We start from the raw sequence: 13,423 nt of genomic DNA on the forward strand, positions 1-13,423 counted from the left end.
CCCACCGCATGGCCGCCACCCCGCCACCTCCCGGCAGCCCCGCCTGGTGGGCCGCACGCCCCGCACCCTCCCGCTCCGCCCCCGCCGAACCCCGGCGGGGCCGCCCCTCGCTCGACACCGCGCACATCGTGGGCACGGCCCTGCGCCTCGTCGACGAGCACGGCACCCAGGCGTTCTCCCTGCGCATGCTCGCTGAGGCCCTCAACTCCGGCACGGCCACCCTCTACCGCCACTTCGACGGCAAGGACGAGATCCTGGCGTACGTCGTCGACCGCGTCCTGGGCGAGGTCGACCTCGACGCGCTCGCCGACACCACCGACTGGCGCGAGGCCCTCACGGTCACGGCCCGGCGGTTCCACGCCACCCTGAGCCGCCACCCGCACACCCTGCCCCTGCTCATGGCGTACGTCCCCGTCGGCCCTCACGGTCTCGACCGGCGCGAGCGCGTGCTGGGCGCGCTCCTGGCGCACGGCCTTCCGGCCGGCCTGGCCGCCCGTGCCTTCACCGCGGTCACGCACTACGTGATCGGCTTCACCGCCCAACAGCGCGGCCCCGCCACCACCCCCGACCACGCCGCCGAACTCGCCGCCTTCTACGGCGGGCTCGATCCGGACGCGTACCCCTCCCTCCTCCGGGCCGCCCGGTCGCTCACCTCCGTCGCCGTCGACGAGGAGTTCGAGTTCGGCCTCACTCTGCTCGTCCAGGGCCTGGCACCGCTCGTCCGGACGTGACGGGCCGCGCCGACCTGCTGTCGCGAGATTCCTCCGGGCGAGCACGGGCTGTCCCTGGCGCGGAAGTTCACGGACTCGCCCGGCGCCGACTGGAACGAGGCCCGGGTGCGCCACGGCGACCGGGAGTTCGTGAGCCGATCCGGCGGCGCGCGCGGGCGGACGCCGGTCCGGGCCCAGGGGAGACACCCCCGTACCAGGACCGGCGCTCCGACCGGTGGACCGGTCGGCTACCCGGCGTAGGTCTCGAACTCGGCGACCCGGGGGGTCCCGTTCGAGCCGACGATCTCGAAGGTGATCTTCTTGAGCGAGGTGCGGGGAACGGTGATGGACCCGGCCCCGCTGCCGGAGGTGAGGACGGCCCCGGTGTCGCCGTTGAGGACCCGCCAGGCCCCGATGGCGCCGGTCGCGCCCGCCGCCTCCCGGATGGTGATCGAGGAGACGGTGGTGGCGGAGCCCCACTTGACGGAGACCGACCCGGTCGACCCGGCCGGCGACCAGTAGGTGCCCAGGTCGCCGTCCCGCACATTGCCGTAGCTCGTGCCGTCGGCCTTGCTCGTGCCGTCGGCACCGGCCCCGATGCTGAGGTTGGTCCCACCGGGCGAGGTCGGCTCGGGGGTCGGGGTGGTGGGAGTGGGGGTCGGAGTGGTCGGCTGCGGTGTGGTGGGCGTGGGTGTCGGAGTGGGCGTCTGCGGCGAGCAACTGCCGTTCGACACCTGAAGTCCCTTGCCGGCGCCCGCCGTGCGGCCGACCACGTCCGGTACGCAGCCGGCCGGGTCGAGGGTGAACGCGTACGGAACGGCGACGGTGGTGTTGGACTGCGGGTCCGGCCCGGCCGGGTTGTTCCCGGAACCGCGGGCGGACCAGGTCACGTTGTCGAAGACGTTGCCGCTGACCTGCCAGTATCCGGCGGCATCGGTGTAGAAGGTGCCCAGGACGTCCTTGGAGTCCTCGAAGTAGTTGTTGTCGACCTTGGCACGGGCCCCCGCGCGGGAGTTGATACCGGACTCGTTGATCCGCAGGTAGTGGTTGTTGTACATGTGGGCGATGCCGCCGCGCAGGAGGGGGGCGCGCGAGTCGATGTTCTCGTACAGGTTGTGGTGGTACGTGATGAAGCCGTTGGAGAGCTCGGTCTCGCTGGAGCCGACGAGGCCGCCGCGACCGGAGTTGCGCAGGGTGCTGTACGACAGGGTCACGTACTGGGTGTTGTCCTTCATGTCGAACAGGCCGTCGTAGCCCTCCGACTCGCCGCCCGAGGCCTCGAGCGTGACGTGATCCACCCAGACGTTGCGGACGTCGCTCTCCATGCCGATGGCGTCGCCGCCGTTGGAGGTGGGTGAGCCGGACTTCTTGACGTTCTTGACGGTCACGTTCTGGATGATGATGTTGCTGGACTCGCGGATGTGGATGCCGAGTTGGTCGAAGACGGCACCGGCGCCGACCCCGACGATGGTGACGTTGCTGATCTGCTTGAGCTCGATCACACCTGCGGCGGTGTTGCAGCTGGTGCCCGACACCTTGGCGGTATTGGCGTGGTTGACGGTTCCCTCGACCTCGATGGTGATCGGGGTGCTGCTGCTGGCCCGCCCGCACAGGGCCGCGTGGATCGCGGTTCCCGTGGTGGCCCGTACCGTCTGCCCGCCCGCGCCACCGGTGGTCCCGCCGTTCTGGGTCGCGTAGCCGGTGGGGCCGCCGGTCGCCGCCGATGCCTGGGGCATCGACAGCACCACACCGGTCGCGGCCGCCACGGCCAGGGTGGCCAGGGCCGCGTGGAGCCGAAGTGCGACTGGTCGTCTCATGCTCGCCGTCCTTTTCGTCTTCGAACGCTGGGGATTGCTCGCGGAACGTCGTTCAGTCCGGAGAAAACACAGAAAGAAAGCGCTTTCCCGCCGGGAGAATAGGGTCACCCCGAGGGGCTGGCAAGGCTCCGCGCACGACGGCTCTCCGGCCGCCCGGACCCGCTGCCGCACGGGCGCCGGGCCCGGGCGTCGGCCGGTTCGCACCCCATGGGCGGCCTCACCAGGGGATGTTCGATTCCCTTGTCACCGCGATGATGATCAAGTAGCGTTCTTCGACGTGAACACCGGACCGGCGATTCGACGCCATACACAGACGGGCCATCCGGTGGACGACTGACCGCTCGGCGGGTGCGTCACCAGCACCCCCATGGTTCGGCACGCGGACCCCCAGTGCACCAGCACCGCGAGTCCCCTTCGTTCCGAACCGACAGCGAGGTCATCCACATGGCAGTCACGTTCAACCACACCATCATCGCGGCCAAGGACAGCAACGAGTCGGCGCGCTTCTTCCGCGAGTTGCTGGAACTCCCCGAGGCACCGTCCTGGGGCCCCTTCGTCAACGTCCAGCTCGCCGACGGCGTACTCATCCAGTTCGCCGCGCCCCCGTTCGACATCCAGATGCAGCACTACGCCTTCCTCGTCGACGACGAGCTCTTCGAGCGGGCGTACGCGCGGCTCTGCGACCAGGGGGTCGAGCACTGGGCCGACCCGCAGATGACGCGCCCCGGCGAGACCAACACTGAACACGGCGGCCGCGGCGTCTACTTCAAGGACCCCGCCGGGCACGCCTTCGAGCTGATCACGCGACCGTACCTCTAGGGTTCGGGCGTTCGGGCCGGTCGGCGGCCGGTCGGGCACCCCACTCGGGTGTCCGCCCCGGCCGCCGGCGGGCTCAGTCGAGGAACTCGCCGTCGCGGGCCACGACGACACCACCGTGCACCACCATGTCGCGCCGAGGCATGTCCACGACCACCTGCGGCAGGCACTCGCCCCGGACGAGCACGAAGTCGGCCGGGGCCCCGGCCGTGAAGTCGGCGTGCGGCAGACCCATCACGTCCGCGCCCCCGTGGGCCGCGACGCCGTAACAGTCCGTCAGCTCCTGGTCGAGGCGCACGTCCGTCACCCACCCGAGGATGTGCGCGCGGTGCATCATGTCGGCGTTGCCGAACGGACTCCACGCATCGCGCACGCCGTCGGAGCCGAGCCCGACCCGCACCCCGTACTCGCGCAGCCTGGCGATCGGCAGGACCAGCGAGTCCGAGGGCGCGACGGTGGTCAGGGCGATGTCCTGGTCGCCCAGGTCGGCCGCGATGGAACCCAGCTCACGGTCCGTCAGGCCGGGCAGGCAGAAGACATGGCTGACGGTGACCTTGCCGGCGAGGGAGAGCGCGCGCGTGCGGTCGACGATGCCACGCATGGCGCGCATGCCCTTCTCGCCGCGATCGTGGAGATGGATGTCCACGCCGACGCCGTGACGGTCCGCGATGCCGAAGACGACATCGAGCTGCTCGTCGAGTGCCTGGTCGAAGCCGATCGGGTCGATGCCGCCGATCATGTCGATGACACCCTCGCGCGCCGCCTTCTCCAGCAGCGCGGCCGTGCCCGGGGTGCGGATGACGCCGTGCTGCGGGAAGGCCACGATCTGGACGTCGAGCGCGTGGCGCAGCCGCTCGCGCGCCTCCGCCACACCCTCGACCCCGGCCAGACCGTAGGCCGGTGCGACATCGGCGTGGGCCCGCATCGCCCGCGTGCCCCGGGAGACGGCGTGGGACATCAGTCCGTACGCCCGCTCCACCACCGGGCGGCGCTGGCTGTGGAACAGTTCGACGTCCTGGGCGACGTAGTCGGCGATGCCGCTCGCCGGCCGCCGCGACACCCAGGACCCTTCCCAGGTCGTCTTGTCGGGGTGGATGTGCGCGTCCACGAGCGACGGCAGCGCGATGCGGCCGCCCCCGTCCACGACCTTCGCGCCGTGGGGCGCCGGACGGTCCGAGACGCGTCCGTCGACGACGACGAGGTCCGTGGGCTTCGCCGCGCCGAACGGGCGCACATTGCGGAAGACCACGGCCCGCGGTCGGCGCCCCGCGGAGCCGGCCGCGGCCTCGGCGGACGGCGACGCTGCCGAGGACGCTGCCGAGGACGCTGCCGAGGCCGCGGGCGTGGCCTGGGCGAGCGCGGCGGTCGCGGTGGCGGTGGCGGTGGCGCCCGCCAGAGCGGCGGCCCCGGCCAGCATCGTGCGACGGGAGAGCGCACCGGGGGAGGACGGTGAGGACGAGAACGACTGCATGGGAACTCCTTCGGGAGACAGGGCGATACGGGGAGGAAGTGCGGGCGACGGCGTGCTCGCGGCGACGGCCTGCGTACGAAGCAGCGGGGCGGCGGCGGAAGAAGGAGCAGAAGCAGAGGAGGCAGAGGAGGCGGAGGCTTCAGACCAGGACGCCCGCGCGTACCACCGCCACCGGCTGCTTCAGCACGCCGAGGTCGGTGAGCGGGTCGCCGTTCAGGAGGATCGCGTCGCCGGCGTAGCCGCGGGTGAGACGGCCCGCCGTGCGTTCGAGGCCCAGGAGGCGGGCGGCGCCGGTGGTCGCCGTGCGGATCGCGTCGAGGGTCGTCAGGCCGGCGGCGTGCATCAGCTCGACCTCTCCGCCGATCGGGTCCACCACGCCGCCCGACGAGTCGGTTCCGGCGGCGAGCGGGACGCCGAGTTCATGGGCGGCGAGGACCGCGCGTTCGAGGACCGGGAGGTACGCGCGTCCGCGCTCGGCGAGGATCGGGTCGGAGGACTCCGCGAGTCCGGCGATGGCGGTGAGGGTGGGGGTGAAGCAGGTGCCCCGGCGGCGCATCTCGCGCAGTGTCCGCTCGCCGACGAACACGCCGTGCTCCAGGGAGCGGACGCCCGCCATGACGGCGTCGTGGCAGCCCTGTTCGCTGTAGCTGTGGCAGAGCACCCCCTTGCCGCGCCGCCCGGCGGCCGCGACGATCTCGGCGAGCTGCTCGCGCGAGTAGACCTGGGCGAGCGGGTCCTGCTCCGGGAGCCCGGCGCGTTCGTTGACCCGGGTCTTGATCACGTCCGCGCCCCGGGCGACGTTCACCTCCACGACGCGGCGCAGGGCGTCGGCCGTGCGCACGCCGTCCTTGAGGCCGGCGAGCGGGGTGAGGTCGGGGTCGGCGAGCACGGTGTCGCCGAGGTTCGGGGTGACGAACACTCCGGCCGCCCTCAGCCGGGGTGCGAGGGCGGGGCTGTGCCGGGCGAGTTCGCGGACGGCGATGTCCTGGTAGAACGAGGTCGATCCGCTGCGTGCGCTGGTCGCGCCCTTGCGGACGGCGTCGCGGGCCTCGGCGGCGGTGCTGAGGTGGATGTGCGCGTCCACCAGGCCCGGCAGGATCCAGCGGCCGTGCGCGTCGAGCACCTCGACGCCCCGCGGGACGGCGACGTCGCCCCGGCGTCCGGTGGCGCGGACGGTGCCGTCCTCGATGACGACGACGGCGTTCTCGATGACCTCACCCGTGGCCGGGTCGAGGAGGGTGCCGCCCCGGATCACGAGCCGGCCCGGGCGCCCGGGGGCGCCGGGAGCGCGGCGATCGGTGGCGGTGGTGTCGTTCCCGGCGGCGGCCACCGGACCGGCCGCGGCCAGGGTGCCGGCGAGGGCGGCCGCTCCGGCGAGGACGCCGCGGCGGGTCAGCGAGCGCGAGGGCGGCGGGACGGCTTCGACGCACATGGGTGCTCCTTGGGGAGTGGGTCGACGGCTTCCCCGTTTTGTATACCAAGCCGAAGGCGACGGACAAGGGTGGTGATCACCTCATCCGGAAACACCCGTTCCGTCCCGTAGTCGCTCATCGGAGGGGTGCGCGATCGGTCATCTTGGTATACGAATGACCTCAGGCGTTCTCGTCATCCGCTCCGAAGAGGGAGCGCAGGGCGACGGCCCTGCTGTCCCGGACGTGCAGCAGGGTGCTCGCCGCCGCCGCCTCCGGATCCCCGGCCGCGATGTGCCGGTACATCTCGGCGTGCTGGGCCCGCATGTGCGCGGGCTCCTCGCGCAGACCGAACACCAGCCGCAGCTGCCAGCTCAGCTGCTCCATCGTGCGGGCCAGCAGGGGATTGCCCGACATGGCCACGACGCCCTCGTGGAACGCCGTGTGGGCGGCCACCTCGCGTGGACCCTCGTCCGCGGCGGCCGCCGACTCCGCCTGGCGCAGGGTGGCCTCGAGGGCGGCGAGCCCTTCGGTGTCGCCCGCCGCGCGCGCCCGCGCCGCGAGCCGGGACGCCTGGACGGTGAGCGGTTCCCACACCTCGTACAGGTGCTCCACATCGGCCCGTTCCAGACGCCGTACGCGCACGCCGCTGTGCGGGAGCAGTTCGAGGAGCCCCTCGGTGACCAGGGCGCGCAGGGCCTCGCGTACCGGAACGCGGGACATGCCCAGCTCCTCGGCGACCTCGCGCTCGACCAGGCGGGCGCCCTGCGCGTACCGCCGGTCGACGATCCGCTGGAGGACGGCCTCACGCGCGCGCGTGCTCATCGGTGGCGGCGCCGATGCCGGTGCCGCCACCGATGTCGAAGCCGACGCCGGGTCGGACCCGTCCTCCCCGGGCTTCGTGGCCGAGTCGGTCCCGTGTCTGTCCGTCACCTGTTCCGACCTCTTCCGTCGTGCGTTCGGGGTGCCCGGCCCGAGGATACGTCGGGCCGTCGACGGCCATCGGTCAAGGCGTGGAGGTCTGTTGGTCCGCTGTGTCGGGCCTCGGCTGTGGTACTGCCTTACAGAGACATCGCCATGTTTGCGATGAATACCCGTATTGCCATGAGAGGTGCCATCTGTGTCGAAGGAAGAACAGAGACCGGACGGTCGCCGAGCCGGCACCGAGGGGGGCGGCCGGGAAGGGCTGTCGGTGACGGCGGACCTGCCCGGCCGCCCCGACAGCCACAGACGTGCCCGCACCGACCGGATCGTGTTCGGTGTCAGCGCCGTCCTCACCCTGGCCTTCGTCGTCTGGGGTGCCACGGCCACCGAGAGCCTGGAGGACGCGTCCAGCACCCTGCTCGACGGGCTGATCCGCAACGGCGGCTGGGCGTTCATGCTGGCCGCCTCCGGCTTCGTCGTGTTCGCGCTCTGGCTGGCCATCAGCCGCTACGGCCGGATCACGCTCGGCCAGGAGAGCGAGGGACCGGAGTTCAGGACGGTGTCATGGATCGCCATGATGTTCAGTGCCGGTATGGGGATCGGCCTGATGTTCTACGGCGTGAGCGAGCCGCTCGCCCACTACGGCACCCCGCCGCCCGGCACCCACCCCGTCGACTCCGCCGAGCGGATGCAGACCGCCATGGCCACCACGCTCTTCCACTGGACCCTGCACCCGTGGGCGATCTACGCCGTGGTCGGACTCGCCATCGCGTACTCCACGTTCCGGCGGCGCCGCCGGCAGACCATCAGCGCCGTCTTCGTCCCGCTGATCGGCGAGCGGGCGGCGTACGGCGGACCCGGCCGGGTCATCGACATCCTGGCCATCTTCGCCACCCTCTTCGGTTCCGCCGCCTCGCTCGGTCTCGGCGCGCTCCAGATCGGCAGCGGCTTCGAGGAGCTGGGCTGGATGGAGAAGACGGGCACCGGACTGCTCGTCGCCATCATCGCCGTACTGACCGTGGCCTTCGTCCTCTCCGCCGTGTCGGGCGTGGAGAAGGGCATCCAGTGGCTCTCCAACATCAACATGGTGCTGGCCGGAGTGCTCGCCCTCTTCGTGTTCGTCGCGGGCCCCACCATCATCGTCCTGGACCTGCTGCCCACCTCGATCGCCGCCTACATCGACGACCTGCCGCAGCTGGCCGGCCGCACCGAGGCGACCAGCGGGGCCGAGATCCACGACTGGCTCGGCAGCTGGACGGTCTTCTACTGGGCCTGGTGGATCTCGTGGACCCCGTTCGTCGGCATGTTCATCGCCCGGATCAGCCGGGGACGCACCATCCGCCAGTTCGTCGGCGGGGTCATCCTGGTCCCCAGCACCGTCAGCCTGGTGTGGTTCGCCATCTTCGGCGGTACGGCGATGAAGCTCAGCGAACAGGGTCAGCTGGCGGGCGAGACGACTCCGGAGGGCCAGCTCTTCGGAGTGCTCCAGGAGTTCCCCCTGACCGGCACCATGAGCCTGCTCGTGATGATCCTCGTCGGCATCTTCTTCGTGTCGGGCGCGGACGCCGCCTCGATCGTCATGGGCACGCTCTCCCAGCGCGGTGCCTTCGACCCCACCCGCCTGGTGGTGGTGTTCTGGGGCGTGGTGACCGGCGCGGTCGCCGCCATCATGCTGCTCATCGGCGACGGCCAGGGCGACGCCCTCGCCGGTCTGCAGAACCTCACGATCCTGGTGGCGGCACCGTTCGTCCTGGTGATGATCGGCATGTGCGTCGCACTGATGCGGGACCTCCGCAAGGACCCGCTCATCGTCCGGGGCGAGGTGGGCGTGGAGGTCGTCGAACTCGCCGTCATCGCGGGACACGAACAGTACGACGGTGACTTCGAACTGCGCATCGGCCCCGGTACCCAGGACTCCGACGGGAGCTGAGCGACGGACGCAGCCGTGGCGCGTCCCCGTGTCACGCCCTGCCCGCCGCCTTCTGGGTGCGGCGGGACAGGGAGTCGACCACCACGGCTGCCAGCAGGACCGAACCCGTGATCATGAACTGGACGGCGTTGCTGACGCCCATGATGTTCATGCCGGACTGGATGGACCCGATCACCAGGGCGCCCAGCAGCGCGGACCACACCGTGCCGCGGCCGCCGAACAGGCTGGTGCCGCCGATGACCGCGGCGGCGATCACGTTCATCAGGAGGTTGCCGCCACCGGAGGTCTGACTCGCGGACTGGATCTGGCCCGCGAGGAAGAGGCCGCCGATCGCCGCCATGGTCCCGGCGATGGAGAAGACGCTCATCCGGACGAACGGCACGCTGATGCCGGCCCTGCGCGCGCCCTCGATGTTGCCGCCGACCGCGAAGACACGGCGGCCGTACGTGGTGCGCCGGAGCACGAAGTCCAGGATCACCAGCAGGATCAGGAAGATCAGCAGCGCCAGGGGCAGGCCCTGGTACTGGTTGAGGATGTACGCGGTGGCGAAGGCGATGGCCGCGATGACGACCGTACGCAGCACGATCTCGGTGACCGGCCGGAACGGCACCCGGGCCGCCCTGCGGCGCTGGGCGTCGAGCAGTGAGGCCGTCAGGAACAGCCCGACCCCGACCGCCGCCGCCCCATAGGCGGCCGCCGGACTGTGGTAGATCGTCGAGTAGAGCTTGGAGACGATGCTCTCGCTGGGGATGTTGACCGTGCCGCTGGTGCCGAGCACCTGCAGCATCAGCCCGTTCCAGGCGAGATTGCCCGCCAGGGTCACCACGAACGCCGGTACCCCGACTTTCGCGAAGAAGAAGCCCTGGATCAGGCCCACGGCCGCGCCGCCCGCGATGGCGACCAGCAGCGCCAGCCACTCGTTCATGCCGTTCAGCACGTTGAGTACGGCGAAGATCGCGGCACACAGACCACTGACCGAACCCACGGAGAGGTCGATCTCGCCGAGCAGCAGGACGAAGACGATCCCGACCGCGATCATGCCCGTGCCGACGATCTGCTGACTGAGGTCGGAGAGGTTCTGGGCCGAGAGGAAGGTGCTGTTCAGACTGCCGAAGACCGTCCAGATGATGATCACGGCCAGCACGACGGGCAACGACCCCAGCTCTCCGCTCCGCAGCTTGCGCCGGAACTCGCCCACGTACCCCTTGAGCCCCTCCTCGCGGACGAGGAGACGGGTGTCGACGGCGGGCAGGGCACCGGGTGCCGGCTCCTGCCCGTCGCCCGCCCCGCCGGAGGGGCCGCGGCCTCGGTCGCCTCTCATCGCTCCTCCTCGCGCTTGCGGGACTGACGCCGGGTGACGGCGCTGTCGCTGGCCCCGGTGATAGCGGAGATGATCTCCTCGGTGGTCGTGGAGCGCTTGTCGAAGAAGCCGTTGTTGCGGCCGAGACGCATCACCGCGATCCGGTCGGCCACCGCCATCACGTCCACCATGTTGTGGCTGATCAGAATCGTGCCGAGGCCCTGCTCCCGGAGCCGCTCCACCAGGTCGAGGACCTCGGCGGTCTGCTCCACGCCCAGGGCGGCGGTGGGCTCGTCCAGGATGACGACCTTCGGCGCGCCGATCAGCGAACGGGCGATCGCCACCGTCTGGCGCTGACCGCCGGACAGCGAGGCGACGGGGATCCGGACGCTCGGGATGCGGATGGACAGGGTGTCGAGCAGCTCGCGCGCCCGCTGGTCCATGCGGACCTCGTCGAGGATGCCGAAACGGCGCAGCTCCCGGCCGAGGAACAGGTTGGCGACCACGTCGAGGTTGTCGCACAGGGCCAGGTCCTGGTAGACGGTGGCGATTCCCAGGTTCTGGGCGTCGTGCGGCCTGCTGATCGAGACCGGCTTCCCCTCCCAGGCGATGACGCCCTCGTCGGGCGGGTTCACCCCGGCGATCGACTTGACGGCGGTGGACTTGCCGGCGCCGTTGTCGCCGACCAGTGCGACCACCTCACCGGGGTGGACGTCCAGGTCGAAGTCCTTCAGTGCCTGGACCGCGCCGAACCGTTTGGAGATGCCCCGGAGTGAGAGCACGGGTGACTCCGGCAAAGGAACCGCCTCCTCCGCTCGCCCGCTCGCGCGGGTCCGAGCCCCGCCGGGGCGGCAGTCGCCCGGGCGGGACGTCCCGGGCCGAAGCGCCCGGGACGGAAACGCCGTGCCGCTACTGGAGGCCGGCCTCCTTGCAGGCCGCGGCGTACGTCGGGGTGCAGATCTCCTCGACCGTGTACAGGCCGTCCTTCACGACGGTGTCCTTGATGTTGGTCTTGTCGACCACGACCGGCGTGAGCAGGTTGGCCGGGACCTTCTGGCCACTGCCGCTGGTGACGGTGGTGGGCACCAGGTCCGACGGGAGCGGCTTGCCCTCGGCGAAGTCGACGGCCATCTGGGCCGCGATGTCCGCCTCCGGCTTGTACGGCTTCATGACGGTGATCGTCTGGGTGCCGAGCAGGATCCGCTGGATGGCGTCGAGCTGGGCGTCCTGGCCGGTCAGCGGCACGTTGATGCCCGCCGCCTTCAGGGCGGTGGCGATACCGGCGGCCAGTCCGTCGTTGGCCGAGTAGACACCGACGATCTTGTCCTTGCCCAGGGCGCTGATGGCACCGGACATCTGCTGGTTGGCGTTGTTCGGGTCCCAGTTCGGTGTGTCGTACTCCTTGCCGATCTCCACCTTGCCGTCCAGGACCGAGTGCGCGCCGGCCTTGAACTCCGCCGCGTTCGGGTCCGTCGGCGACCCGTTGTGCATCACGATCACGCCGCTCCCGGCCTTGTCGCCGAGTGCGTCGAGGAGCGCCTGGCCCTGCAGCTCACCCACCTTGCGGTTGTCGTACGAGACGTACGAGTCGACCGGGCCCTGCGCGAGTCGGTCGTAGGCGACGACCTTCACGCCCGCGTCGTGCGCCTTCTGTACCGAGGACTGGATCGACTTGGCGTCCACGGCGTCCAGGATCAGGACCTTGTCGCCCTTGGCGAGCGCCGTGTTCACCTGCTGCTGCTGGGTGGTGGCGCTCTCGGCGGCGTTGTAGTAGTCGATCTGGGCGTCGGGCGCCAGTTCCTTGATCTTGGCCTCGATGTACGGCCGGTCGAACTTCTCGTACCGCGTGGTCTTGCTCTCCGGCAGCAGCAGGCCGATCTTCACGTCCTGCCGCGCCTCGGCGTCCGGCTGGTCGGCCCCGCTGGTCGCCACCGCGCCCAGACAGAGGGCCGTGGCTCCCGCCAGGGCTATCGCGCCCCGCAATGTACGGGTCATGGGAGGCTCCTTCCGTACTCCCGCCCTCCCGCCGCCTCGGGAAGGCGGGAGCAGGGATGCACATGTGGCCTATATATCGACATTAGCGTCAAGCTGGGGACCGGCAAGCGGGTGAACCGGTGGCCGCCGGGCCGTGCGAGACCGCCCCGGATGCGGTAGCGCCGGCGGGGCGGACCCCTCCGGGACCGCTCCGGACACGGGATCGCGAGCGGGGCCGGGCCCCGCGCCGCCGCCCCGGTGCGGCACCCTTGGCGGCATGCCGACCACACGGACACTGGACTCCCGGGACCCGATCGCCGTCGCCGTCACCCGGGCCGTCGTCACCGGCGACCTCGACGCGCTCCGCGACCTCCTCGCCGGACATCCGTGGCTCGCGAGCGCCCGGGTCGTCGAGGACCGCGAGGGACGCGGCCCCGGCGGACGGAGCCTGCTGCACCTGGCCACCGACTGGCCAGGTCACCGACCGCGCGGCCCCGAGACCGTCGCCGTCCTGGTCGGGGCGGGCGTCGATCCCGGCGCCCGCTTCACCGGCGCCCACCGCGAGACGCCCCTGCACTGGGCCGCGAGCAACGACGACGTTCCGATGATCGACGCGCTCGTCGCCGCCGGCGCCGACATCGAGGCCGACGGGGCAGTGATCGCGGGCGGCACGCCCCTCACCGACGCCCGCGCCTTCGGACAGTGGAACGCGGCCCGCCGCCTGCTCGAACTGGGCGCCCGCCCGACCTTCCAGGACGCCGCGACCCTCGGCCTCCTCGACCGGGTCGAGGCGCGCCTCGCGACCGCCCCGCCGCCCTCGCCCGAGGAGATCACCCAGGCGTTCTGGGGCGCCTGCCAGGGCGGCCGACTCCCCACCGCCGCACGACTCCTGGAGCACGGCGCGGACATCGACTGGATCGGCTGGGACCGCCTCACCCCGCTCGACATCGCCCGCGCCGGGCAGGCGGACGAGGTCGTCGCCTGGCTGACGGACCGGGGCGCGCGGAGCCGTGCCGAACGCGAGGCGGCCGACCGCACATGAGCCCGTCGCCGTCCGGGGCGGGTACGCGAG

Annotated in this window: 11 protein-coding genes; 4 read left to right on the forward strand and 7 right to left on the reverse strand. The window is 71.4% G+C overall.

The annotated features are described in order from the left end of the window. The first annotated feature begins 8 nt into the window (after window positions 1-8). Window positions 9-731 carry a TetR/AcrR family transcriptional regulator gene (locus IE311_RS03690; protein WP_189830059.1) on the forward strand — a complete coding sequence of 241 codons (723 nt, stop codon included), beginning with the start codon at window positions 9-11 and terminating at the stop codon, window positions 729-731. A gap of 227 nt (window positions 732-958) precedes the next feature. On the opposite strand, the gene IE311_RS03695 is transcribed toward IE311_RS03690, so the two are convergent. Then, window positions 959-2,527, reverse strand: coding sequence for a pectate lyase family protein (locus tag IE311_RS03695; RefSeq protein WP_189830060.1), 1,569 nt, complete (start codon window positions 2,525-2,527; stop codon window positions 959-961). A 444-nt stretch (window positions 2,528-2,971) separates the two neighbouring features. On the opposite strand from IE311_RS03695, the gene IE311_RS03700 reads away from it, so the two are divergent. After that, the gene (locus IE311_RS03700; protein ID WP_327165746.1) at window positions 2,972-3,346 is read left to right on the forward strand and encodes a VOC family protein; all 375 of its coding nucleotides are present in this window, start codon (window positions 2,972-2,974) and stop codon (window positions 3,344-3,346) included. Between the two features lie 73 nt (window positions 3,347-3,419). Here IE311_RS03700 and IE311_RS03705 read toward each other — a convergent pair whose 3' ends face one another. From IE311_RS03705 to IE311_RS03715, 3 genes are all read right to left on the reverse strand, one after another. Beyond that, the gene (locus IE311_RS03705) at window positions 3,420-4,814 is read right to left on the reverse strand and encodes an amidohydrolase (protein ID WP_189830061.1); all 1,395 of its coding nucleotides are present in this window, start codon (window positions 4,812-4,814) and stop codon (window positions 3,420-3,422) included. 139 nt (window positions 4,815-4,953) lie between these two features. Next, the gene (locus IE311_RS03710; protein ID WP_189830062.1) at window positions 4,954-6,246 is read right to left on the reverse strand and encodes an amidohydrolase family protein; all 1,293 of its coding nucleotides are present in this window, start codon (window positions 6,244-6,246) and stop codon (window positions 4,954-4,956) included. A 160-nt stretch (window positions 6,247-6,406) separates the two neighbouring features. After that, entirely contained in the window at window positions 6,407-7,048 is a 642-nt protein-coding gene (locus tag IE311_RS03715) for a GntR family transcriptional regulator (protein ID WP_189830063.1), read from the reverse strand. Between the two features lie 361 nt (window positions 7,049-7,409). Between IE311_RS03715 and IE311_RS03720 the strand changes: the two genes are divergently transcribed. Then, a complete protein-coding gene (locus IE311_RS03720; protein WP_189830327.1) occupies window positions 7,410-9,077 on the forward strand; it encodes a BCCT family transporter in 1,668 nt (555 codons plus the stop codon). A gap of 31 nt (window positions 9,078-9,108) precedes the next feature. Here IE311_RS03720 and IE311_RS03725 read toward each other — a convergent pair whose 3' ends face one another. The 3 genes from IE311_RS03725 to IE311_RS03735 all read right to left on the reverse strand — a co-directional run bounded on the left by IE311_RS03725 (window position 9,109) and on the right by IE311_RS03735 (window position 12,372). After that, window positions 9,109-10,398 (reverse strand): sugar ABC transporter permease, encoded by a 1,290-nt coding sequence (locus tag IE311_RS03725; protein WP_189830064.1) that lies wholly within the window; start codon window positions 10,396-10,398, stop codon window positions 9,109-9,111. Then, entirely contained in the window at window positions 10,395-11,174 is a 780-nt protein-coding gene (locus IE311_RS03730; protein WP_189830065.1) for an ATP-binding cassette domain-containing protein, read from the reverse strand. The genes IE311_RS03725 and IE311_RS03730 overlap by 4 nt, the downstream gene beginning before the upstream one ends. 112 nt (window positions 11,175-11,286) lie before the next feature. Continuing rightward, window positions 11,287-12,372, reverse strand: a complete 1,086-nt coding sequence (locus IE311_RS03735) for a substrate-binding domain-containing protein (protein ID WP_189830066.1) — start codon at window positions 12,370-12,372, stop codon at window positions 11,287-11,289. A 256-nt stretch (window positions 12,373-12,628) separates the two neighbouring features. Between IE311_RS03735 and IE311_RS03740 the strand changes: the two genes are divergently transcribed. Beyond that, window positions 12,629-13,393, forward strand: a complete 765-nt coding sequence (locus IE311_RS03740) for an ankyrin repeat domain-containing protein (protein ID WP_189830067.1) — start codon at window positions 12,629-12,631, stop codon at window positions 13,391-13,393. Window positions 13,394-13,423 lie beyond the last annotated feature (30 nt).

The organism is Streptomyces zaomyceticus (assembly GCF_014656215.1).
Lineage (GTDB): Bacteria > Actinomycetota > Actinomycetes > Streptomycetales > Streptomycetaceae > Streptomyces > Streptomyces zaomyceticus.

What these genes read in the sequence shown, in the direction of transcription:
- IE311_RS03690 (WP_189830059.1), top strand. Translation starts at nt 9, where the DNA reads ATGGCCGCCACCCCGCCACCTCCCGGCAGCCCCGCCTGGTGGGCCGCA.
- IE311_RS03695 (WP_189830060.1), bottom strand. Translation starts at nt 2,527, where the DNA reads ATGAGACGACCAGTCGCACTTCGGCTCCACGCGGCCCTGGCCACCCTG.
- IE311_RS03700 (WP_327165746.1), top strand. Translation starts at nt 2,972, where the DNA reads ATGGCAGTCACGTTCAACCACACCATCATCGCGGCCAAGGACAGCAAC.
- IE311_RS03705 (WP_189830061.1), bottom strand. Translation starts at nt 4,814, where the DNA reads ATGCAGTCGTTCTCGTCCTCACCGTCCTCCCCCGGTGCGCTCTCCCGT.
- IE311_RS03710 (WP_189830062.1), bottom strand. Translation starts at nt 6,246, where the DNA reads ATGTGCGTCGAAGCCGTCCCGCCGCCCTCGCGCTCGCTGACCCGCCGC.
- IE311_RS03715 (WP_189830063.1), bottom strand. Translation starts at nt 7,048, where the DNA reads ATGAGCACGCGCGCGCGTGAGGCCGTCCTCCAGCGGATCGTCGACCGG.
- IE311_RS03725 (WP_189830064.1), bottom strand. Translation starts at nt 10,398, where the DNA reads ATGAGAGGCGACCGAGGCCGCGGCCCCTCCGGCGGGGCGGGCGACGGG.
- IE311_RS03735 (WP_189830066.1), bottom strand. Translation starts at nt 12,372, where the DNA reads ATGACCCGTACATTGCGGGGCGCGATAGCCCTGGCGGGAGCCACGGCC.
- IE311_RS03740 (WP_189830067.1), top strand. Translation starts at nt 12,629, where the DNA reads ATGCCGACCACACGGACACTGGACTCCCGGGACCCGATCGCCGTCGCC.